This window comes from Pseudarthrobacter kochi, assembly GCF_055412805.1.
Map to the genome: position 1 here is coordinate 11,818 of NZ_JBVAYV010000024.1, position 21,527 is coordinate 33,344.

Annotated in this window: 17 protein-coding genes, 1 tRNA gene and 1 pseudogene; 6 read left to right on the plus strand and 13 right to left on the minus strand. The window is 67.2% G+C overall.

Annotation, left to right across the window (positions count from 1 at the left end; translation table 11 throughout):
• Positions 1-112 precede the first annotated feature (112 nt).
• The gene (locus ACZY0Y_RS12555; RefSeq protein ID WP_463958292.1) at positions 113-2,740 is read left to right on the plus strand and encodes a trehalase-like domain-containing protein; all 2,628 of its coding nucleotides are present in this window, start codon (positions 113-115) and stop codon (positions 2,738-2,740) included.
• A gap of 19 nt (positions 2,741-2,759) precedes the next feature.
• Here ACZY0Y_RS12555 and ACZY0Y_RS12560 read toward each other — a convergent pair whose 3' ends face one another.
• The 5 genes and pseudogenes from ACZY0Y_RS12560 to ACZY0Y_RS12580 form a co-directional block, all read right to left on the minus strand.
• Positions 2,760-3,764, minus strand: a complete 1,005-nt coding sequence (locus ACZY0Y_RS12560) for a GmrSD restriction endonuclease domain-containing protein (protein ID WP_463885800.1) — start codon at positions 3,762-3,764, stop codon at positions 2,760-2,762.
• A gap of 96 nt (positions 3,765-3,860) precedes the next feature.
• Positions 3,861-4,367 (minus strand): annotated as a pseudogene (locus tag ACZY0Y_RS12565) (hypothetical protein).
• Between the two features lie 58 nt (positions 4,368-4,425).
• Positions 4,426-5,352 (minus strand): AEC family transporter, encoded by a 927-nt coding sequence (locus tag ACZY0Y_RS12570; RefSeq protein WP_463958294.1) that lies wholly within the window; start codon positions 5,350-5,352, stop codon positions 4,426-4,428.
• A gap of 116 nt (positions 5,353-5,468) precedes the next feature.
• A complete protein-coding gene (panD, locus tag ACZY0Y_RS12575) occupies positions 5,469-5,897 on the minus strand; it encodes an aspartate 1-decarboxylase (RefSeq protein ID WP_202129166.1) in 429 nt (142 codons plus the stop codon).
• A 77-nt stretch (positions 5,898-5,974) separates the two neighbouring features.
• The gene (locus ACZY0Y_RS12580) at positions 5,975-6,886 is read right to left on the minus strand and encodes a LysR substrate-binding domain-containing protein (protein ID WP_463883044.1); all 912 of its coding nucleotides are present in this window, start codon (positions 6,884-6,886) and stop codon (positions 5,975-5,977) included.
• A 144-nt stretch (positions 6,887-7,030) separates the two neighbouring features.
• Here ACZY0Y_RS12580 and ACZY0Y_RS12585 point away from each other — a divergent pair, with 144 nt between their 5' ends.
• Together ACZY0Y_RS12585 and ACZY0Y_RS12590 are read left to right on the plus strand one after the other, a co-directional pair.
• Positions 7,031-8,494 carry an amino acid permease gene (locus ACZY0Y_RS12585; RefSeq protein WP_463883046.1) on the plus strand — a complete coding sequence of 488 codons (1,464 nt, stop codon included), beginning with the start codon at positions 7,031-7,033 and terminating at the stop codon, positions 8,492-8,494.
• Between the two features lie 223 nt (positions 8,495-8,717).
• Positions 8,718-12,248: a bifunctional proline dehydrogenase/L-glutamate gamma-semialdehyde dehydrogenase gene (locus ACZY0Y_RS12590; protein WP_463958296.1), complete on the plus strand. Its 3,531-nt coding sequence runs from the start codon at positions 8,718-8,720 to the stop codon at positions 12,246-12,248.
• 92 nt (positions 12,249-12,340) lie between these two features.
• On the opposite strand, the gene ACZY0Y_RS12595 is transcribed toward ACZY0Y_RS12590, so the two are convergent.
• Together ACZY0Y_RS12595 and ACZY0Y_RS12600 are read right to left on the minus strand one after the other, a co-directional pair.
• Positions 12,341-12,700, minus strand: a complete 360-nt coding sequence (locus ACZY0Y_RS12595) for a hypothetical protein (protein WP_463958298.1) — start codon at positions 12,698-12,700, stop codon at positions 12,341-12,343.
• Positions 12,701-12,894: 194 nt separating this feature from the next.
• Positions 12,895-13,749, minus strand: a complete 855-nt coding sequence (locus ACZY0Y_RS12600; RefSeq protein WP_463958300.1) for a LysR substrate-binding domain-containing protein — start codon at positions 13,747-13,749, stop codon at positions 12,895-12,897.
• A 139-nt stretch (positions 13,750-13,888) separates the two neighbouring features.
• Between ACZY0Y_RS12600 and ACZY0Y_RS12605 the strand changes: the two genes are divergently transcribed.
• Positions 13,889-15,283: an MFS transporter gene (locus tag ACZY0Y_RS12605; protein WP_463958302.1), complete on the plus strand. Its 1,395-nt coding sequence runs from the start codon at positions 13,889-13,891 to the stop codon at positions 15,281-15,283.
• 7 nt (positions 15,284-15,290) lie between these two features.
• On the opposite strand, the gene ACZY0Y_RS12610 is transcribed toward ACZY0Y_RS12605, so the two are convergent.
• The 3 genes from ACZY0Y_RS12610 to ACZY0Y_RS12620 form a co-directional block, all read right to left on the minus strand.
• Positions 15,291-16,439, minus strand: a complete 1,149-nt coding sequence (locus tag ACZY0Y_RS12610) for a N(5)-(carboxyethyl)ornithine synthase (RefSeq protein ID WP_463958304.1) — start codon at positions 16,437-16,439, stop codon at positions 15,291-15,293.
• An 8-nt stretch (positions 16,440-16,447) separates the two neighbouring features.
• A complete protein-coding gene (locus ACZY0Y_RS12615) occupies positions 16,448-16,597 on the minus strand; it encodes a hypothetical protein (protein ID WP_192815748.1) in 150 nt (49 codons plus the stop codon).
• A gap of 100 nt (positions 16,598-16,697) precedes the next feature.
• Positions 16,698-16,771: transfer RNA gene (locus ACZY0Y_RS12620), tRNA-Gly, on the minus strand.
• A 419-nt stretch (positions 16,772-17,190) separates the two neighbouring features.
• Between ACZY0Y_RS12620 and ACZY0Y_RS12625 the strand changes: the two genes are divergently transcribed.
• Positions 17,191-17,634: an SRPBCC family protein gene (locus ACZY0Y_RS12625; RefSeq protein WP_463883054.1), complete on the plus strand. Its 444-nt coding sequence runs from the start codon at positions 17,191-17,193 to the stop codon at positions 17,632-17,634.
• Between the two features lie 63 nt (positions 17,635-17,697).
• Positions 17,698-18,273 (plus strand): dCTP deaminase, encoded by a 576-nt coding sequence (gene dcd, locus ACZY0Y_RS12630; protein WP_463883056.1) that lies wholly within the window; start codon positions 17,698-17,700, stop codon positions 18,271-18,273.
• Here dcd and ACZY0Y_RS12635 read toward each other — a convergent pair.
• The 3 genes from ACZY0Y_RS12635 to ACZY0Y_RS12645 are packed head-to-tail and all read right to left on the minus strand — an operon-like array spanning position 18,270 to position 21,397.
• A complete protein-coding gene (locus ACZY0Y_RS12635; protein WP_463883058.1) occupies positions 18,270-19,466 on the minus strand; it encodes a cation:proton antiporter in 1,197 nt (398 codons plus the stop codon). The genes dcd and ACZY0Y_RS12635 overlap by 4 nt on opposite strands.
• 4 nt (positions 19,467-19,470) lie before the next feature.
• The gene (locus tag ACZY0Y_RS12640) at positions 19,471-19,953 is read right to left on the minus strand and encodes a cation:proton antiporter regulatory subunit (RefSeq protein ID WP_463958306.1); all 483 of its coding nucleotides are present in this window, start codon (positions 19,951-19,953) and stop codon (positions 19,471-19,473) included.
• A 40-nt stretch (positions 19,954-19,993) separates the two neighbouring features.
• Positions 19,994-21,397: an MFS transporter gene (locus tag ACZY0Y_RS12645; RefSeq protein ID WP_463883060.1), complete on the minus strand. Its 1,404-nt coding sequence runs from the start codon at positions 21,395-21,397 to the stop codon at positions 19,994-19,996.
• Positions 21,398-21,527 lie beyond the last annotated feature (130 nt).

Consider the following 21,527-nt stretch of genomic DNA (forward strand, 5'->3'; position numbering starts at 1 on the left):
CACACCTGCAACAGCCGGGACACCCCCGGGAAATCGGGCCGGAGGACACTGGGAGTACACCCTTTCCGGTGGTCTCACGCAGGCATTGGGGACTAATCTAAGGACTCCGCGCATGCCCACTCCACTCAACCAGTCCCTGGCCGACTCTGCCCTCCTGACGAAGTCCCTCCCGCTGGGCCTGCTCCGGGCTTTCGTGCAGACCAACGCCGCCGACGAAGGGCTGACGCCGCAGCTGCTGGCGGAGCTCAAGATCCTGGCCCGCACCCCGGGGCTGCTGGTGGCCTGCAACTACGGCGGAACCCTGTGCGCTGCGGAAGGCATCTCCACTGAGACCCTGCCGCTGGGCAGCGCCGCGATTGCCCTCCGGGCGCTGGCCGCCCTCCCCAACACCCACGCTGCCGTCATCTCGGGGCGTTCCCTGCGTGACCTGGCCGCCGTCTCCCGCCTTCCCGCCGAAGTGCACCTGGTCGGCTCGCACGGCGCGGAATTCGATATGGGCTACGCCCACGGCCTGTCCCTCGCCACCGAATCGGTCCTGCAGCAGGCCAGCCAGGCGCTCGCCGAAACTGTGGGCGCCTACCGTGGCATCACCATCGAGCGGAAGCCCGTCGCCGTGTCCGTGCACACCCGCCCGGCCGCTCCCGACGTCGCGGCGCTGGCCACGCAGCAGGCGGAGGAAATCGCCCGGGCCCACGGGCTGCACTTCATTGTGGACGGCTCGGTCCTGGACCTGTCCGTGGTGGAGCCGGCCAAGGCCGGCGCCCTGGAACATTTGCGCTCCATGCTCGGCGTCAGCGCAGCCCTTTACGCGGGGGATGCTGCCAGCGATGAGCTGGCGATGGCCACTCTGCGCGGGCCGGACATGGCCCTGCGCGTGGGGGAGGGCCCGACTCTGGCCGCGCACCGGCTGCGGGACCCCGAGTCCTTCGCCCGGGTGCTGGCGATTCTCTTTGAACTGCGGCGGGCCTGGCTGTTCGGGGAGGACGCAGTCGGGCTGGAGCGGCATTCCATGATCGGCAATGGCTCCTCCACGGCCCTCATCACCCCGGATGCCAGGATCTGCTGGATGAGCCATCCGCTGCCGGACTCCGGATCCCTCTTCGCGCATCTGCTCGGCGGCGACGCGGCCGGGCATTTCTCGGTGGAACCGGTGAAGGCCTCGCAGGTCCTGGGCCAGCGCTATGTGGACAGCACCATGATCGTGGAAACCCGCTGGGCCGACGTCACCGTCACTGACTACCTGGAACCGGCGCCGGAAGGCGTAACCAGCCTGGTCCGGGTGCTCTCGGGCACCGGAACGGCAAGGATTGTCTTTGCCCCCCGCCCGGACTACGCGAACGCGCCCTTCAGCATGGAGGCCCGCGGTGCCGAGCTGCACGTCGTGGGGACCGCGGACCCGATCATCCTGCTCGCCCCCGGCGTCAGCTTCACGATTACGTCGGACGGCCGCCATGCCACGGCCACGGCCGACGTCGGGCTGCGGCACGGCCCGGTGGTGCTGAACCTGCGCTGCGGCGACACGGAACCCCAGCGCGCGGAGCCGCCCGAGGAAAACTCGCGCCGCGCCGCCGTCGCGCATCATTCCCGGCGCTGGGTGCAGGCACTCCATCTGCCCGCGGTGAAACCCTCCCTGGTCCGGCGGTCCGCGCTGGTGCTCCGCGCCCTGGTCCATGAGCCCACCGGCGCGGTGCTGGCCGCGCCGACCACGTCGCTGCCGGAGGGGATCGGCGGCACCCGGAACTGGGACTACCGGTACTGCTGGCTGCGGGACGGTTCCATGACGGTCAACGCGCTCGTGGACCTCGGCTCGACCTCCGAAGCGGAGGGTTTCCTGGCGTGGCTGGGCCGGATTCTCACCCACGCCCCGGGCCCGGAATGGCTGCACCCGCTCTATTCAGTTACCGGGGCCCCGCTGTCCACCGAGGCCATCATCGAAAGCCTCCCCGGGTACGCGGGCTCCCGGCCCGTACGGATCGGCAACGCCGCGGACCACCAGGTGCAACTGGACGTTTTCGGGCCGATCGCCGAGCTCATCGACGCCCTGAGCGCCCGGCAGGGGGCGCTGGCCGACGCCCACTGGGAGCTGATGGTCCAGATGGCCGCCGCCGTCCTGGCCCGCTGGCACGAGGCGGACCACGGGATCTGGGAAGCCCGGCGGGCTCCCCGGCACCACATCTACACCAAGGTGATGTGCTGGGTGGCGCTGGACCGGGCCCTGCGCACCGCCGCCCGGCACGGCCGGACGCCGCTTCCCGAATGGGAGCCGACGGCGGCAGTCATTCGGGAGGAAGTCCTGCGCGAGGGTTGGGATGAGAGCGCCGCGTCCTACACCGTGGCCTACGACAGCCCGGACCTGGACGCCGCGGTGCTGCACATCGGGCTGTCCGGCCTCCTTGACGTCGCCGACCAGCGCTTCCTGGACACGGTCACGGCGGTGGAACGTGAACTGCGCGTGGGTCCCACCGTGTTCCGCTACCGGTACGACGACGGCCTGCCGGGCCTGGAGGGTGGCTTCCACATCTGCACCACCTGGCTGATCGAGGCCTACGTGGCGGTGGGGCGGATCGAGGAGGCCTGGGACCTGTTCGACCAGCTGGTCAACCTGTTCGGGCCCACCGGGCTGCTGCCGGAGGAATACGACCCGGGCACCGAAACGCACTTGGGCAACCATCCGCAGGCGTACTCGCACCTGGGGTTCATCCGCTGCGCGCGGCTGCTGGACGCGCTGCCGAAGAACTAAGTCCGCAGGGCCCGGCTCCCTATTCGCAGGCGACGCCGTCGCGGTCGCCGTCCATCTGCTCGCGGTAGCCGGGCTGGCCCGCCCGCAGCGGTGCGGCTCCGGCGGCCCGGGCTGCGGCGCAGTTCGCATAGTAGGCCGCAGCGGGCGCCGGTGCTGCCGGGGCCGGGTCCGCCGGGGCGGCAGGAACCTGTGCTGCCGGGGCCAAGGTTCCCTGGTTGCCGGGGGTTGTTGTGTCCGGGCAGCCGGCAAGGATCCGCGCCATCGCATCGTGCTCTGCCTGGGTGACCCACAGCCCGTAGCTGGACTTGACCGAGATCTGGCGGGCGACGTAGTCGCAGCGGTATGACTTGTTCGGCGGCAGCCAGGTGGCGGCGTCGCCGTCGCTCTTTTGCTGGTTGCTGGGGCCGTCCACCGCGAGCAGGTTCAGCGGATCGTTGGCGAGGGCGAGCCGCTGGGCCGCGGTGAGCTGCTGGGCGCCTTTCTGCCAGGCATCGCTGAGGGCCACCACATGGTCGATCTGCACGGCGGAGCTGGTGCTGTTGCCGCGGAGGAAGTTGATCAGCGCCGCCGTGTATGGGTCGTTCAGGATGCCGGAGAGGACAACGCAGTCCCCGGTGCCGGGCTTGAGGGCGAGGGCGGTCAGGTCCCGGCGGAGCACGTCGTTGCGGGTGTCGCAGCCGTTGCGGTCGACGTCGGCCCAGGCCTGGCCGAACTGTTCGCGCGAGTAACCCGTTTTAGGCGCCCGGCCCTTGACCGGGATCGTGGCCAGCACGTCGACGGCCTTGCCGGCGGTGCCGGGGTCCGGCGGAACGGCCCCGGGGGCAGGCGCGGGGCTTTCGGCGGTCGGGGCGGCGGATGCGGCGTTACTGGCGGCGGAGCTCGCGGCGGGGGCCGGGGCGGCAGGCGGCGTGGTTCCGGGGCCGGCGCAGGCCGTGGCGGAGATGAGCAGCAGCCCTGCCAGCCCGGCAGTGATCCAGTCGACGGCGCCGGACCTGGTGGTCCCGCGTGGTGTGACGGTGTGCAATTTGTCCCCGCTTCGTGCTGTTGCCCCGGTATCGGCAGACCGTGTTAAGGCCGGTCCCAGCCTACCGGCGCCTGCGTTGCTTTCGGGTGGCGATGGTCAGCGGACCCGCGGGCGGGACGCCGAGAAGATCGCCGGGGCCGGGCCCTCCCCGGTCGCGAGGTCGGCGAGGATCCGCCCGACGACCGGCGTGAATTTGAACCCGTGGCCGGAGAACCCCGCGCCGGGGGTCTGCATGCCGTAGACCGGTGAGTACCAGTCCGCGAAGTCCGCGCCGTGGCCCGGGACATGGTTGAAGCCGGGCCAGATCGCGCCCTCGTCCGCAATGGCGAAGTGCGCCGGCTATTCCTGCGTGACGGTGAGCCGGGGGAGCGCCGCCGCGGCACCGAGCAGTTTGGCGGTCCAGGCCCCGGCGGTGACCACGGCCTGCACCTCGCCCAGCCGGGGATCCGTTCCGTGGTTGACGACGCCGGTGCGCGCCAGGAGGCGCTCGCCGCTGTCCGTTTCCAGTTCGTCCCACAGCCGGACGGCCTCTGCCAGGGCCCAGGTGGCCGCAGAGCCCATGGCCCCGCCACCGATGACGACGGTATCCAGGCTGGTCTTCAAGAGGTCCTCCGGATGGTGTTGGAGCCGGGACCGGCGGATCGCCGGTCGCGGCTGGCTGTCAGGCGAGGAGCAGGGCCACGCAGATCATGGCCGGCACGGCAACGATGGTGGTGATGAGCACGGTGTCCTTCGCGACGGTGAGGCCGGTCTGGTAGCGGGTGGCGACAACGAACACGTTCTGCGCCGTGGGCAGCGCCGAGGTGACCACCACGGCGAAGAGCGCCTGGTCCGCCATGCCGAGGACGAAACGTGCGAAAACATAGGCCAGCGCCGGGTGGACGATGAGCTTGAAGCCGCTCGCCAGCACGGTGTCGAGGCGGCGGTTGGCCGAGGCCTGCAGCGGCCGGGAGCCGTTGAGACTCATGCCAAAGGCGATCAGCATGGCCGGAATCGCGGCGCCGCCAATGAGGTGGATGGGCTGCATCACGAGCTCGGGAACCGTCCAGCCCGTGCCCGCTACGAGGAGACCGAGCCCGGAGCCCACGATCATGGGGTTCCGCAGGATCATCAGACCGAAGCCCAGCGGGGTGGTCCGGTGTTTGCTCGTGGTGGCGTCGAGGGCCATCAGGAACAGCGGCGTGAAGAAGGCCAGCTGGAAGATCAGCAGCGGAGCCACGTAGCTTGCGTCGCCGAGGACGAAAACGGCAATGGGGATGCCCAGGTTGGCGGAATTGGCCAGCGACGCGCCCATGGAGGACATGAGGGATTCCGGAACCGAGCGTTTGAGCAGGAAACGGACGATGACGAAGAACAGCGCCGCCGTCGCGATCGCCCCGGCAGCCGTGACCAGCAGGGGTGCGGCGAAGACGTTGTGGAGTTTGGCCTTGCTGAGCGTTTCGAACAGCAGCGCCGGACTGGCGACGAAGAAGGTCAGGGCGCTGAGCACGGAGCGGGCGTTCTCGCCCAGAATGCCGAGCCGGCCGACAAACGTGCCCACCAGAATGATGCACCAGACCACGAAGAACCCGGCGAGAACGCCTAGCATGCGGCGGTCCCCAGCGCCGGGGGCGGGGAATGGGTGGCAGTCACCCTCCCAGAATAATCAGCTCTATTTACGCCGGGCGCCTGTTACGGCGGAAGTAGGCAGGCTGGATCCGGTCGTCAGTTCAGCGTGGCGTTGTTCAGCGCGTACGGGGGGCGCATGATTCCGGGGGTATGGCCCTCCGCGGGGTCGTTGCCGATCTGGACAATTTTGTTGTCGTTATCCACATGGACCACCTTGGGGCTGTAGGCCCTGGCTTCCTCCGTGGTCATCTGGGCGTAGGTGATCAGAATGATGATGTCGTTCTCGTGCATAAGGTGCGCAGCGGCGCCGTTGATCCCGATCACCCCGGAACCGCGTTCGCCGGCAATCGTGTACGTCTCCAGCCGGGCGCCGTTGGTGACGTCGACAATGGACACCAGTTCGCCGGGAAGGATGTCGGCCGCTTCCAGCAGATCCAGGTCCACGGTGACCGAACCGACATAGTGGAGGTCCGCGTGCGTGACCGTGGCGCGGTGGATTTTGGACTTGAATATTGTGCGATTCATAACGGCACCAGTCTAGCGCCGGGGCGCCGCAAACGCTGTGAGCCAGCCAACAACGCCTGACAACAACGTCCGGCCGTTTACGGGCCGGCGGGCGGGATGGACGCGGCCGTCTCGGCCAGGATCTCCCGGGCAGCCAGGATGGCCGGGCGCTTGGTGCTGGAGTGCCGCACCGAGGTAAAGATGGTCCGGTGCGGATCGCCCGGCAGGGTGATCAGTTGCGACGTTGTGCCTCTTCCGGTCCAGACGAGGTCCGGCATGAGGGCCACGGCGTTCCCGGATTCGATCAGCCGGATCTGGGCTTGCAGGTCGGCGGTTTCGAAGCGGACGTCGGGCTCGAAGCCGGCGCTGCGGCAGGCCTGCTCGGCCCAATGCCGTGACGCGGCCCCACGGGGCTCCATCACCCAGGCCAGCCCGGCGGTGTCGGTGAGGGATGTTACGGCCGGCCGGTCGGCGGCGTGTGGCGGAACCGCGAGGCGGATCGCATCGCTTGTGAGCCGGAGCCGGTCGAGCTCGGCATAGCGGGGTGCCGCGTGTCCGGGGTACTGCTCGGCAATCACCAGGTCGAAGTCCCGGGCCCAGGTCTCATGAAGTGCCGTTTCGGGTTCCCGCTGGGTCATTTCTATCCGGACTTCGGGATACCGTGACGACATCCGGGTGAGGGCGTCGGGCATCAGGGCCAGCGCCGCGGACTGGAACACGGCAATGCGGACTGTTCCCGTCACGGTGGTCAGTGAGGCTGCCAGGTCCGCCTCGGCCTGTTCCAAGGTCTCCAGGAGCTGTGCCGTGTGGGCCACCAGAACCTCGGCCTGCGGGGTGAGCTGGACCCGGCGTCCGGTCTTGCGGAGCAGTTCGACGCCGGCTTCCTTCTCCAGGAGGGCCAGCTGCTGCGAGACCGACGACGGGCTGTACTGGAGCGCCTCCGCGACCTCGGCCAGGGTGCCCCGGATCTTCAGTTCGCGCAGCAGGCGCAACCGCCGGACATCCAGCATCGGTATTCCTTTGTGAATTCTAATGGTTATTGATTAGGAGAATTCACTTTATCTAATGCAATCGGACTTGCATACTGTTGTCGTTGAGTAACCCCCATCACAGGGTGGATTGATGGGTGCCACACCTAAGCGGGAGACCCTGAAATGACAACAAAAGACATCTCCAAGTCGATTTTGAGGCGCAAGCCCATCGACGACATCGAGGAAGAGAACCTTCACAGCGGCCTGTTCAAGAGCCTCGGGCTCTGGCAGCTGACCGCCATCGGCGTCGGCGGCATCATCGGCGTCGGCATCTTCTCCCTGGCGGGCCTCGTGGCCCACGGCAGTGAGTCCGAGCCCGGCGTCGGTCCGGCGGTGCTGTTCTCGTTCCTGATCGCGGGCCTGGCCTCCGCGGCCGCAGCATTGTCCTACGCCGAATTCGCCGGCATGATTCCGCGCGCCGGCTCGGCCTACACCTACGGTTACGTGGCGCTCGGTGAAATCATCGGCTGGTTCATTGGCTGGGACCTGCTGCTGGAATACATCGCCATCGTGGCCGTTGTGGCCATCGGCATTTCCGGCTACTTCGACGCTTTCCTGTCCGGCATCGGCATTCACATGCCCGCCTGGATGACAGCGACTCCCGATGAGGGGACGGGCGGGATTATCAATGTTCCCGCGATCGCGATCTGCCTGCTCGTGACCTGGATCCTGTCCCGCGGCACCAAGACCTTCGGCCGCTTCGAACTCGTGGCCGTCGGGATCAAGGTGGTCCTGATCCTTTTCATCATCGGTCTCGGCATCTTCTACATCAATACGGAAAACTACAACCCGTTTATGCCCAGCGGCTTCGGCCCGGTCGTGGCCGGCGCGGCCACGGTGTTCTTCGCTGTGTTCGGTTATGACGCCATGAGCACCGCTGCGGAAGAGGCGAAGGACGGCAAGAAGCACATGCCCAAGGCCATCATTATGTCCCTGATAATCGCGATGCTTCTGTACGTCGCCGCAACCCTGGTGCTCACGGGCATGCAGAACTACCAGGACATCGACCCCAAGGCCGGCTTCGCCTCCGCCTTCACGAGTGTGGGATTGCCGGTCATCGCGACGATCATCTCGGTCTTTGCCGTGCTGTCGATCATGACGGTCATGCTCACCTTCCTCCTGGGCTGCACGAGGGTCTGGTTTTCGATGAGCCGCGACGGGCTGCTCCCCGGCTGGTTCGCCAAGACGGACAGCCGCGGCACCCCGCAGCGCGTCACCTGGATCGCCGGCGTCGCGTCCGCCCTGCTGGCCGGCGTGTTCCCGATCAAAGCCGTCGCGGACCTGACCAACATCGGCATCCTGGCCGCGTTCGTCGTCGTCTGTTTCTCCGTGATCGTGTTCCGGTACAAGAAGCCCGACGCGCCGCGCACCTTCCGGCTGCCGCTTATGCCGCTGGTGCCGGCCTTCGGTGTCCTGGCCTCCGGGTTCCTGATGCTCCAGCTGCACTGGGAGACCTGGCTGCGCTTCGGCGTCTGGCTCGTCATCGGTTTGGTCATCTACTTCGGCTACGGCCGCAAGCACTCGCTGATGAACCCGGACAGCCCGCGGCACGAAGAGGCCGTGGAAATGCACCGCCACGTCGGCTAGGTACACCTACCCGAGTTGCGCTATCACTTTTGGCTCCTATCCGCGCCTTATGGGAGCCAAAAGTGATAGCGCATTCGTGTGTTCCGGGGCGGGTCCACCTGGCCCGGAAATGTTCGGTTTTTCTAACCAGTATTGCTCGGAAAACATCGCTTTATCTTATGAAAATCCGGTTGCATACTGATTCAAGAACGGTCCGCATTTTGAGAAAGAACGAGTACCAGCCATGACCAACATTTCAACGGAGTCCGGCGTGAACACTGGCAGCGCGGCCGGGCACGCACCCGTCTCGGAAGGCTCTCCGGTCCTTGAGGCTGCAGCCCTCGCCGAGGAGACCATCGGGCTGGTACGCCACTGGCTCACTGAGGCCGCCAAGGTCCCCGTTGACGCCTCCGCCGAGCATCTCGCCGGTGTCCTGAAGGACCCCAACGGCCTTGATTTCACCGTCGGGTTCGTCGACGGCGTCGTCCGCCCGGAAGACCTGGAGGTCGCCGCCCGCAACCTCGCCGCCCTGGCCCCCAAGGTCCCCGCCTTCCTGCCCTGGTACATGCGCAGCGCCGTCCGGCTCGGCGGCACCATGGCTCCGGTCCTGCCGCAGGTAGTCATCCCGATCGCCCGCCGCGTGCTCCGTGAAATGGTCGGCCACCTCATCGTTGATGCCACCGACGCCAAGCTCGGCCCCGCCATCGCCAAGATCCGCAAGGACGGGATCAAGCTCAACGTCAACCTCCTCGGCGAAGCAGTCCTCGGCGAACACGAGGCCTCCCGTCGCCTGGAGGGAACCCACAAGCTCCTGTCCCGCCCCGACGTGGACTACGTCTCCATCAAGGTCTCCTCCACGGTGGCCCCGCACTCAGCCTGGGCCTTCGACGAGGCCGTGGAGCACGTCGTCGAGAAGCTCACCCCGCTTTTCGCGCGCGCCGCCTCCTTTGCAGCCGGCGGACAGAAAGCCAAGTTCATCAACCTGGACATGGAGGAGTACAAGGACCTCGACATGACCATCGCGGTCTTCACCAGGATCCTGGACAAGCCCGAGTTCAAGAGCCTCGAGGCCGGCATCGTGCTGCAGGCCTACCTCCCGGACGCCCTCGCCGCCATGATCCGCCTGCAGGACTGGGCCGCCGCCCGCCGCGCCGACGGCGGCGCCGCGGTCAAGGTCCGCGTCGTCAAGGGCGCCAACCTGCCGATGGAACAGGTCGAAGCGTCCCTGCATGACTGGCCGCTCGCCACGTGGGGCTCCAAGCAGGACTCGGACACCAACTACAAGCGCGTCATCAACTACGCACTGCACCCGGACCGGATCGGCAACATCCGGATCGGCGTCGCCGGCCACAACCTCTTCGACATCGCCTTCGCCTGGCTGCTCGCCAAACAGCGCGGAGTGAAGTCCGGCATCGAGTTCGAGATGCTGCTCGGCATGGCCCAGGGCCAGGCTGAAGCCGTCAGGAAGGACGTCGGCTCACTGCTCCTCTACACGCCGGTGGTCCACCCGGCCGAGTTCGACGTCGCGATCGCCTACCTGATCCGCCGCCTCGAAGAGGGCGCCAGCCAGGAAAACTTCATGTCCGCCGTCTTCGAGCTCAGCGAGAACGAAACGCTGTTCGAACGCGAAAAGCAGCGCTTCCTCGCTTCCCTCGCCAAGCTCGACGACGAGGTCCCGGCCCCCAACCGCCGGCAGAACCGCGCCCTCCCGGCCGAGCCGACGCCGCACGGCTCCTTCGCGAACACCGCCGACACCGACCCCTCGCTGCCCGCGAACCGCGACTGGGGCCGCGCCATCCTGGGCCGCGTCCCGTTCTCCACGCTCGGCAACGCCGCCGTGGAAGCGGCCACCATCAACGATGAGCAGACCCTCAACGCCGTGATCGAGACGGCGGTGGAAAAAGGAAAGGCCTGGGGCGCCCTCTCCGGTGACGAGCGCGCGGCGATCCTGCACCGCGCCGGCGATGTCCTCGAAGCCCGCCGCGCCGAACTGCTGGAGGTCATGGCCAGCGAAACCGGCAAGACCATCGACCAGGGCGACCCGGAGGTCAGCGAGGCCGTTGACTTCGCGCACTACTACGCCGAATCGGCCCGCAAGCTCGACGACGTCGACGGCGCCACCTTCGTCCCGGCCAAACTCACCGTCGTCACCCCGCCGTGGAACTTCCCGGTCGCGATCCCGGCCGGCTCCACCCTGGCCGCACTCGCCGCCGGCTCCGCCGTCGTGATCAAGCCCGCCAAGCAGGCCCGCCGCAGCGGTGCCGTGATGATCGAGGCACTCTGGGAAGCTGGCGTCCCGCGCGACGTGCTCTCCATGGTCCAGCTGGGCGAACGTGAGCTGGGCCGGCAGCTGATCGCCCACCCCGCCGTGGACCGGGTCATCCTCACCGGCGGCTACGAGACCGCCGAACTGTTCCGTTCCTTCCGCCAGGACCTGCCGCTGCTGGCCGAGACCAGCGGCAAGAACGCCATTATCGTCACCCCCAGTGCCGACCTGGACCTGGCCGCGAAAGACGTCGCGTACTCCGCCTTCGGCCACGCCGGGCAGAAGTGCTCGGCCGCCTCGCTGGTGATCCTCGTGGGATCCGTGGCCAAATCCAAGCGGTTCCACAACCAGCTGATCGACGCCGTCACCTCGCTCAAGGTCGGTTACCCGGAGGACCCGGCCAGCCAGATGGGGCCGATCATCGAACCCGCCAATGGCAAGCTCCTCAACGCCCTCACCACCCTGGGTGAAGGCGAAAGCTGGGCCGTCGAGCCCCGGAAGCTGGACGAATCGGGCAAGCTCTGGAGCCCGGGCGTCCGCTACGGCGTCCGCCGCGGCTCGTACTTCCACCTCACCGAGTTCTTCGGCCCGGTCCTGGGCGTGATGACCGCGGCGACCCTGGAGGACGCCATCGCCATCCAGAACCAGATCGAGTACGGCCTTACGTCCGGCCTGCACTCGCTGAACCCGGACGAAGTGGGCCTCTGGCTCGGCACCGTCCAGGCCGGCAACCTCTACGTCAACCGCGGCATCACCGGCGCCATCGTGCAGCGCCAGCCGTTCGGCGGCTGGAAGAAATCCGCCGTCGGCGCCGGCACCAAGGCCGGCGGGCCCAACTACCTTGTCGGACTCGGCGAATGGGCCAGCAAGTCCAGCACCGCTGCCGGCACCCCGGCCGCCGCTCCCGTCCACGCGGGAGTCCGCAGGATCGAGCAGGCGGCCCGCGGTGTCCTGGCTGCCGGCGAGCTGGAGCCGCTGCAGCGTGCCCTGGCCTCCGACGCCCTCGCCTGGGCCGAGGAATTCGGCACGGCCAAGGACGTCTCCGGGCTGAGCGCCGAGCGGAACATCTTCCGCTACCGGGCCCTGCCGGTCAGTGTGCGGCTCTCCGAAGGCGAACCGCTCGCCCACCTGGTCCGGACTGTGGCGGCCGGCGTCCTGGCGGGCTCCGCGCTGACGGTGTCCACCGCCGTCGAAGTTCCCGCCCAGTTGCGCACCGTGTTCTCCGGCCTCGGAGTCGACGTGACGGTGGAGAACGACGCCGACTGGCTGGCCTCCGCGGGCAAGCTCGCCGGTGCGTCCAGGCTGTCGAGCTCACGGATCAGGCTCATTGGTGGCAACGCCAGGGCCCTGGCCGAGGCGACCGGCGGACGTCCCGACCTGGCGGTCTACTTCCACCCGGTCACCGAAGCCGGACGCGTTGAGCTGCTGCCGTTCCTGCACGAGCAGGCCATCAGTATCACGGCGCACCGCTTCGGTACCCCGAACAACATTTCGGATGGGCTGATGTAGGCCCTCCCCCGGGGCAAGAAAACGAGCCGGGCGGCCACCCTCCAATAGTGGCCGCCCGGCTCGTCGTCGTATGTGGGCCTGAGCCCGCCGGCTCAGCCGAAGTACCAGCCGGGCGGAACCCACGAGGCCGGCACGGCGTGGGCGGAGAAGTCGTCGCAACCGGAGCAGAAGTACGTGACTTCGCCCAACTTGTTGATGGAACCGTCCCTGTGGTGCGTGGCAGGGACAAAAGTCTCAAGGTAGATGAACTCGTCCGTCCCGCAGCGTTCGCAGTAAGGGCTGCCGACGTATTCGGCCTCAACGAGGGTCGTAGGATGCGGGTCCAGGCGTCCGCGGCTGGGGTGGTGCGCGGCGGCGCCGCGCTGCACTGCCTGGGAGAGCGGGCCCACAGTCTTCAGGCTGCGGCCTGCCGGCATAGAGGGGGTGTGCGGACGGTTAATGGCTGGCGTCATTGTCGGCCTATCCCGAACGCCTCCGGAGGGTCGCCGTACGGCAGACACAAAGGACAGCGCTCGTAATTTTGAATCGTTGTCACAGGCCTCTGCTTGACCTTCAACACACTCAGGATATGTCACGAATCCGAGTGGATCAATGGTATGCGTAAGTACGTAATCCGAGTAGGTACATCCCCGGGTACGCAGGCACCTCAGGCTGAGCGCTTCAGGGTCCGTCCCGCGATCGTCTGCGTCAGGGCCTCGATCACCTCGGTGTTGGCCAGCGGGTTGCGGATCAAGGTGAAATCGACGTCGCCCACCGGGGGCAGGTCGAAGCGCCGGGTGATGATCTTCAGGTCGTCCGGCACCAGTGAGGACGGCATCACCGCGACGCCGATGCCGGCCCGGACTGCGGCCAGCACCCCGCTGATCTGCCGGGTGGTGCACGTGATCCGCCAGGTCCGGCCCGCGGATTCAAGCGCGTCGATGGCCAGCTTCCGGCTCAGGCTCGGGGCGGGGTAGGCAATGAGCGGCACGGGCTCGGCCGGGTCCAGCGTGGTCTGCTCCAGGCCCACCCAGGCGAAGGAATCCTGCTGCACCACGGTGCCGTCCTTGGCACCGGCCACCCACTTGACGAACACAAGGTCCAGTTGGCCGGCGTTGAGGCGCTTGTAGAGCTGGTCGCTTTGACCCACTGTGAGTTCCAGGTTGATTTGCGGGTAGACCTGCCGGAACTCCCGCAGAATCCTTGGCAGGCCGGTGATCGCGAGGTCGTCGGCCGTGCCGAAGCGCAGCCGGCCGCGCATGGCCGATCCGGAGAAGTAGCGGGAGGCGGCGTCGTGCGCGGAGAGGATGCTGCGGGCGAAACCGGCCATGGCGTCCCCGTTGTCGGTCAGGCGCACGTCCCTGGTGTCGCGTGCCACCAGGACCCGTTTCGCCGCGGCCTCGAGCTTGCGGACGTGCTGGCTGACGGTCGGCTGCGCGAGGCCCAGCCGTTCAGCGGCCTTGGTGAAGCTGAGTGTTTCGGCCACGGCCAGGAAGGAGCGGAGCTGGGCGGGTTCGAACATGCGGTCTCCTGAGCTGCGGCGCCCTCGCGCCGCATTGCATTTCGTAATGCGAGTTATGCGGTGAATAAGCTTCCACAATCCGTTGCGGCCAGCTTAGCGTTAAGGCATTCCCGCTCACCCGCGCCCGTGAGGACTTTCTGTGGCACCCCCACCGACGTTAGAGGCCAACGTCACTGCCCTGCCGGACACCGTTACCCAGCCCATCGCCGTCGTCTCCCAGCGCCTGCCGTGGCGCCATACCTTCATCTCGCTGAAGGTCCGCAATTTCCGGATCTTCGCGACCGGCCACTTCATCGCCGTGATCGCCCTCTGGATGCAACGGATCGCCCAGGACTGGCTGGTGCTCCAGCTCTCCGGTTCCGTCACCGCCGTCGGGATCACCGTGGCCCTGCAGTTCCTGCCCTCGCTGTTCCTGGGCCCGTGGGCGGGCATGATGGCGGACCGCTTCGCGAAGCGGAAGATCCTGATGCTGTGCCAGTCAGTGGCCGCCGTGCTGGCAGCCATCCTCGCGGTGCTCGCGCTGAGCCAGCGGATCGAGGTCTGGCACGTGTACGTGATCGCCCTCGTCCTTGGCCTGGTCACTGTGCTGGACCAGCCCGCACGGCAGGTCTTCGTCAACGAACTCGTCGGCCCGGCCTACCTCCGGAACGCCATCAGCGTGAACTCCACGACGTTCCAGCTCGGCGGCCTGATCGGTCCGGCGCTCGCCGGGCTGCTGCTCACCGCGGTGGGGGCCGGCTGGGCGTTCGCCGCGAACGCCGTCGCCTGCTGCTTCACCGTCGCGATGCTGTTCGCCCTGCGGAAGGACCAGCTGTACATCAGCGCGCCGGTGCCCAAACGCAAGGGGATGCTGCGCGAAGGGCTGAACTACGCGCTGAGCAAACCCACCATCTACTGGCCGTGGCTGATGGCCGGCTTCGTCGCGGTGTTCGCGATGAGCCTGCCGGTGCTGCTGGCCGCTTTCGCGGACCACGTGTACGACGTCGGCGCCGGCGGCTACGGACTGCTCAACGCGCTGGTGGCCCTTGGGGCGCTGGCCGGGGCCATCACCTCCGCGCGCCGGCGTGAACTGCGGCTGCGGTCGGTGATGCTGGGAGCCGGAATGTACGGGCTCATGCTCTGCCTGGCGGCGCTGGCGCCATCCATGGTGTGGTTTGGGGCGGCGATGGTGCTGGCCGGGTTCTGGTGCCTGATGTTCCTGACCGCCGCCAACCAGCTGGTCCAGATCAGCTCCAATATGGCCATCCGGGGGCGCGTCATGAGCCTGTACATCATGGTGCTGATCGGCGGTCAGGCCATCGGCGGGCCGATGATCGGCTGGCTCGCCGAGCACGTGGATCCGCAAACGGCCATCCTGGTTTCCGTCGGGGTGCCGGCGCTGGCCGCGGCGACGGTCGCCGTCGTGCTGGCGCGCCGTGACCAGCTGATGCTCAAGATGGACCTGAAGGACCAGCGGCGGCTCGTGAAGATTGTCCGCAGGGGTGCCGGCCGGGGGGAGTGCCCGGGCGGGCGGCCCGCAGCCGCCACACCCTAGCTTGTGGCTAGCCTGCCAGCGGTGCGTGCGGGTACTCCGCCTCGCGCTGCTGGAACTGCAGCACATCCGGATTGAGGATGACGCCGTCGCGGATTTCGATCGCGCGGCGGATGGTCTCGTTCGCGCCCCAGGCCTCGGAGCCGGTGATCACAGTTTCCAGGAACGGCAGCAGCGCCTCGCTGATTTCCCAGCTGGACGAATTCCACAGGTAGGAGGGACTGTGGTCCACCGCGTAGTAGTCGATGTGGTCCCCAACCTTGAACGTCGGCTCGGCGAACGTGGTGGTCTTCGCCCAGCTGAAGCCCATACCCTCGTCGCAGGACACGTCCACGATCAGGCTTCCGGGCCGGAAGGCGTCCAGATCCTCGGAGCGCAGATACGTCAGCGGGGCGTTCGGGTCCTGGAGGGTGCAGTTGACCACGATGTCACTCTCAGCCAGGAACGGCGCGAGCGGCACGCGGCCGCGCTCGGTGATGACCTCGCTGAGGAACGGAGCTTTGTCGTCGTGGTCGAACTGCGCGATCCGCACCGAATGGATGGGAGAGCCCACCGCGGCAACCCCGCGGTTGGTCAGCACCTGGACGTCATGGACGCCGTGGGCGTTCAGGGCCGTGACCGCGCCGCGGGCCGTGGCCCCGAAGCCGATGACGACGGCGCTCAGCCTGCGGCCGTAGACCCCGGTGGAACCTGTCAGGGCCAGGGCGTGCAACACCGAGCAGTAGCCGGCCAGCTCGTTGTTCTTGTGGAACACGTGCAGACCGAAGCCGCCGTCGCTGGCCCAGTGGTTCATCGCCTCGAAGGCGATCAGTGTGAGCTTTTTGTCGATCGCCAGCTGGGTGATGGCCCGGTCCTGGACGCAGTGCGGCCAGCCCCAGAAGACCTGCCCGTCCCGCAGTTCGGCGAGGTCCTCAGGCTGCGGCTTGGGGAGGAGGACGACGTCGGTCTCGGCCAGCAGCTGCGCACGCGGGACGATGCGCCCCACGAGGGGTGCCAGATCGGCGTCTGAGATGCCGAAGCGCCTGCCGTAGCCCTCCTCGAGGATCAGCTGCTGCCGGAGTTCCGGGGCGATGCGGTCCAGGTGGAAGGGGTGGATCGGGAGGCGCCGCTCGTCAGGTTTCCGCGTGCTGGCAAGGACTCCGAGGGTGAGGTGGCTCATGGTGGCCCTCACTTCTTTTTGGGACTCGCCGGCTTGGAGCTGGTGGCCTTGTCCAGGGAGCTGGGCGGCGCTGCAGCGGTCCTCTTGTCGGCCCGCTTTTCCTTGATGGATTTGCCGGATTTCTTGGATGCTGCTTGGCGGGGGGATTTGTCAGCCATGATCGCTCCTGTAGCGGAACCCGAGAGGTTCCTGACTTCGAACGATACAGGTAGGGACCTAACGGCCCTGGGGCCGCCGACCGGAGTTTCTGCGGGGGATTGGAGCGGCTGACGGGAATCGAACCCGCGTATCAAGCTTGGGAAGCTAGCGCTCTACCATTGAGCTACAGCCGCAGTGGGACCGTCCGGAATTCTGGACTTGGTCCCGGGGAACAACGAGATTTACCTTACCCCAGCCGCGGGAGTTCGCCGAACACATCGCCCGGCGGCGTCGCGGGCCGCGCGCTCGTCCGTTTGCCGCAAATGGACGCTAAGCCGCTCCGCAGAACGGCCATTCGGGTCAAATGGGCGGCAGTCCTCTCCCGCTCCGAAGTATCGGGCCAGGCACCGGAAACGCCGTCCCCCGGCCGACCCCGCGGCCCCTGCGAAGGAGTCACGGAGCGGTACACAACCCGGTCAGCCCCATAACTCTTCGATAAAGGCCCGCCCCCGCAGCCGCGCGGGGCGGGCCTTGCTGTCTATCCTGAACGAGTTAGCTGCAGTTCCGGGGAAGCGGGCTACGCCCATTAGCCGTCCGCCCAGCAAGGATTTCCGTGGCAATCGCAGAGTACGACGTCGTCATCCAACGGGATGCCAGGAGCGTGTATGACTTCCTGGTCGACGCCCGCAACCTGCCCAGCTGGCGTGCCGGTGTCCGCAGCATTGAGCTGGAATCGGGCGCTGCCGGGTCCAAGGGCGCCGTTTATCGGCAAACCATCGCCGCGCCGGGAGGACGACTGGTCTGCGGCGACTTCGAGATCACCGAGGCGCGGCCCGGGGCGGAGATCCGGTACAAGGTCCTTGCCGGGCCCGAGCGGACGCGCGGCGGCTACTACCTCAGCACGGAAGGCGCCAGCACCCGGGTCCGCTTTGCGCTGGAATGCGAACCCCGGGGACTCTTGGCCCGGCTGAAGTCCCCCTTCCGTCGCCGGATGAAGGCGGAAGTCTGCCAGCTGGAGCAGCTCAAGTCGGTGCTTGAGGAACAAGCAGAGCAGTAACAGCAGTGCTGTAACACTGGCCCCGCGCACGTTTGTCCACGGCGAGTACGGTAATTTGAACGTGTGCTGATCTCTGACCGCGACATTCGTACCGAAATCAATTCCCAACGGATCGTTCTGGAGCCGTTCGACCCCGCCATGGTTCAGCCATCGTCGGTTGACGTCCGGATCGACAAATTCTTCAGGCTCTTCGACAACCACAAGTACGCCCATATTGACCCGGCGGAGGAACAGCCCGAGCTGACCCGTCTAGTGGAGGTTGAGGCCGGCGAACCGTTTATTCTTCATCCCGGGGAATTCGTGCTTGGCTCCACCTACGAGACAGTGACGCTCCCCGACGACATCGCCGCCCGGCTTGAGGGCAAGTCCTCGCTGGGCCGGCTGGGCCTGCTCACGCACTCGACGGCAGGGTTCATCGATCCGGGCTTCTCCGGGCACGTGACCCTTGAGCTGTCCAACATGGCGACGTTGCCGATCAAGCTGTGGCCGGGCATGAAGATCGGCCAGTTGTGCTTCTTCCGGCTCACTTCTGCCGCCGAGCACCCGTACGGCTCCGGCGAGTACGGCAACCGCTACCAGGGCCAGCGCGGCCCGACGGCGAGCCGCAGCCACCTGAACTTCCACCGCACGGACATCTAGATCCCGTCCGCTGTCCGGACCGTCCGCGTTTTCGCGGGCCGGCGCAGCATCGCCACCACCGGCTCCACGAACCGGGCGGCGAGCGGGCCAGTCACGGCCATAATCAGCACATAGGCGGTGGCCAGGGCCGCGAGCTCCTGCGGGACCACACCTGAGGCGACGGCGAGCCCGGCGATAACGATCGAGAATTCCCCTCGGGCGATCAGCGCGGCGCCGGCGCGGAAACGACCCGGCACGCCGATCCCGGCGCGCTTCGCCGCCCAGATCCCCGTGAGCATCTTGGTGGCCGCGGTGACGACGGCCAGGAGGAGGGCCCAGCCGAGCACGGGCGGGATGGTGGTGGGGTCCGTGTTGAGGCCAAAGACCACGAAGAAGATGGCTGCAAAGAGGTCCCGCAACGGCTCGAGGATCCGGGTGGCGCTGTGCGCAGTGGCACCCGAAATGGCGATTCCGAGCATAAAGGCTCCCACCGCCGCTGACACCTGCATGGCGGCTGCCAGTCCGGCCACCAGCAGGGCGGCGCCGAGCAGGTTGAGCAGGAACACTTCGGAGTTCTCGCTGTGCACTGCCTTGGACACGTGGTGCCCGTGCCGCAGTGCCACGAGCAGCACCAAGGTGACGACGGCGAGCGAGATGCCCACGGTCTGCAGCCCGACGACGAAGCTGACGCCGGCCAGCGTCGCCGTCAGGATCGGCAGGTAGACCGCCATGGCGAGGTCCTCGAACACGAGGATCGAAAGAACCACCGGAGTCTCGCGGTTGCCGATCCGCCCCAGATCCGTGATCACCTTGGCGGCGATCCCTGACGACGAAATATAGGTGACACCGCCCATTACCATCGCTCCGACGACTCCCCAGCCCAGCAGTACGGCGAGCAGGGCGCCCGGCAGGAAGTTCAGGACCAGGTCCAGGACGCCGGCCTGCCAGGAGCGCCGCAGCCCCGTGACCAGTTCGGCCGCCGTATATTCCAATCCGAGCATAAGCAGGAGGAGGATGACGCCGATCTCGCTCGAGAGGTGCGCAAACTCGTGCATTCCTTCGAGTTTCACCAGGCCGCCTGCCCCGAAGAACAGGCCGCCGATGAGGTACAGCGGAATGGGGGACATGCCGATCCGCCCGGCCAGCCTCGCCAGCAGGCCGAGGCAGAACACGACGGCCCCAAGTTCAATGAGGGTCAGTGCGAGCGGATCCATACCGTCAGCCGTTGCGCAGGATGCCGGCCGCCGTGTCCAGGCCTTCTTGGGTTCCCACTGCTACGAGGAGATCTCCGGGGTGCAGGACGACGTCGGGTCCCGGGGAGGGGAGCACTTGGCCTTCGCGCATGATAGCGACGATCGAGACGCCACTCCGGGTCCGGATGGCGGCTTTGCCCATTGGCTGGTTGTGGAATGGGGAGCCGGCGGCGATGGAGAACTGCCGGGTGACGATGCCCGGAACCTCGCGGTGCGCTTCCGAGAGCTGCATGGCGAGCCGCTGGCCGCCCAGCAGGTTTCCGAGGGCGGCGGCCTCGTCGGCCGTCAGCGGAATGGACGCCTGGCAGGTGTCCGGATCGTCCCAAGTCGAGACGATCAGTTCAGTTTGGCCTTCGCGGTATTCCACGACGCCGATCCGCCGGCCTGAGGCGGTCATGAAGTCCTTGCGCCGGCCCAGGCCCGGGAGGTCTGTTTCATCCACGTTCATTCCTCCAGCCTAGTGTGCTGCGCGGGATTCCGGGGCAGCTTCAAGCTGCAGGAACGACGGCGATTTCGGTCTTGTCCGGTGCCTTGACCGGGAGCAGGAGCAGCAGTCCGGCCAGGAGCACCACCATGATGCCGAGGATGCCCCAACGCTGCGCCTCGCCGGGTGCCACCAGCGGGGCAGCGACCGCAATGCACAGCGTAAAGAGTGCGGGAGCGAGGAAACTGACGGCCCGGCCTGTAGTGGCGTAGAGGCCAAACAGCTCACCGGATTCGCCGTGCGGGGCAAGCCGGGCCAGGTAGGCCCGCGAGGAGGACTGCGCCGGCCCCACGAAGAGGCACAGGAACAGGCCAAAGATCCAAAACGTGGTGGTGCCGGCCCAGCCCATGCCGAAGAAGGAATAGTTCCCGTTGCCGAGGACCAGGATCATGGAGCCGGAGACCAGCAGCCCCACCAGCGAACCGGCAATGACCGCCTTCGGCCCGATCCGGTCGTCGAGGAAGCCGCCCGCGATGGCACCCGCCGCGGCAACGACGTTCCCGAAGATCGCGAAGAAGATGACGTCCTTGAGTTCGAAGCCGAATGTTCCCGCGGCGATGATGCCGCCGAAGGTGAACACGGCGGCCAGCCCGTCCCGGAACACGGCGCTGGCGAGCAGGAAGTAGATGGTGTGCGGGCTGGTCCGGTAAATCGCCTTGATCCGCCGCACCAGCAGGCCGTAGGACGCCAGGAATCCGAGGCCGGCGCCCTGCTTGGCCTTGGGAAGTTCCGGCACGGCGAACAGCACGGGCAGCGCAAAGATGAAGAACCACAAGGCCGAGAACACCGCGACCAGGCGGATGTTGAGGCCGTCCTCCGTCGAGCCGCCAAACCATTCGAAGCTGGGCTGGACAAACAGCTGGAGAACGATCAGCAGCGCCACGATGCCGCCGAGGTAGCCCATGCCCCAGCCGAAGCCGCTGACCTTGCCGATGTTCTGCGGGGTGGAGATCTGGGCGAGCATGGCGTTGTAGTTAACGCCGGCAAACTCAAAGAACACGTTCCCCAGCGCTATCAGCGTCACCCCGAGCAGCAGGAACTCCGGGCGCGGGAAGACAAAGAAGCACAGTGCGGTCAGGAGCGCGACGGCGGCGGTGTTGACCCCCAGCCAGAGCTTCCGGCGCCCGCCGGTGTCCGAGCGCTGTCCCGTGACAGGTGCCAGCAGCGCGATCGCGGCACCGGCGATGGCCAGTGCGCCGCCAAGGACTGCGGATGCCTGGTCCTCGCCGCCGAACGCCTTGGAGGTCAGGTACACGGTGAACACGAACGTGGTCATGACAGCATTGAAGGCGGCCGAGCCCCAGTCCCAGGCCGCCCACGCGAGGATGCGCCCCTTATGGGAGGCCTGGCGTCCGGATTCCAGTTCCGACGCGGGACGCATGGCCTCGGGGGCAGCAGCGGAGTTCATAGCGTGAATATTATCCGCACAGCGCGCACGACCCGACGCACCATACCAAAAGAATTTGTCAACGCTTGGTAAACTGTCCGGACTGAACCTAACGAATGCGCCGCCTGCTCCAACTTTTTGACAATCGAAA

Coding starts and splice junctions, on each gene's coding strand:
- ACZY0Y_RS12555 (WP_463958292.1), top strand. CDS start 113: ATGCCCACTCCACTCAACCAGTCCCTGGCCGACTCTGCCCTCCTGACG.
- ACZY0Y_RS12570 (WP_463958294.1), bottom strand. CDS start 5,352: ATGCTAGGCGTTCTCGCCGGGTTCTTCGTGGTCTGGTGCATCATTCTG.
- panD (WP_202129166.1), bottom strand. CDS start 5,897: ATGAATCGCACAATATTCAAGTCCAAAATCCACCGCGCCACGGTCACG.
- ACZY0Y_RS12580 (WP_463883044.1), bottom strand. CDS start 6,886: ATGCTGGATGTCCGGCGGTTGCGCCTGCTGCGCGAACTGAAGATCCGG.
- ACZY0Y_RS12585 (WP_463883046.1), top strand. CDS start 7,031: ATGACAACAAAAGACATCTCCAAGTCGATTTTGAGGCGCAAGCCCATC.
- ACZY0Y_RS12590 (WP_463958296.1), top strand. CDS start 8,718: ATGACCAACATTTCAACGGAGTCCGGCGTGAACACTGGCAGCGCGGCC.
- ACZY0Y_RS12595 (WP_463958298.1), bottom strand. CDS start 12,700: ATGACGCCAGCCATTAACCGTCCGCACACCCCCTCTATGCCGGCAGGC.
- ACZY0Y_RS12600 (WP_463958300.1), bottom strand. CDS start 13,749: ATGTTCGAACCCGCCCAGCTCCGCTCCTTCCTGGCCGTGGCCGAAACA.
- ACZY0Y_RS12610 (WP_463958304.1), bottom strand. CDS start 16,439: ATGAGCCACCTCACCCTCGGAGTCCTTGCCAGCACGCGGAAACCTGAC.
- ACZY0Y_RS12615 (WP_192815748.1), bottom strand. CDS start 16,597: ATGGCTGACAAATCCCCCCGCCAAGCAGCATCCAAGAAATCCGGCAAA.
- ACZY0Y_RS12635 (WP_463883058.1), bottom strand. CDS start 19,466: ATGGATCCGCTCGCACTGACCCTCATTGAACTTGGGGCCGTCGTGTTC.
- ACZY0Y_RS12640 (WP_463958306.1), bottom strand. CDS start 19,953: ATGAACGTGGATGAAACAGACCTCCCGGGCCTGGGCCGGCGCAAGGAC.
- ACZY0Y_RS12645 (WP_463883060.1), bottom strand. CDS start 21,397: ATGAACTCCGCTGCTGCCCCCGAGGCCATGCGTCCCGCGTCGGAACTG.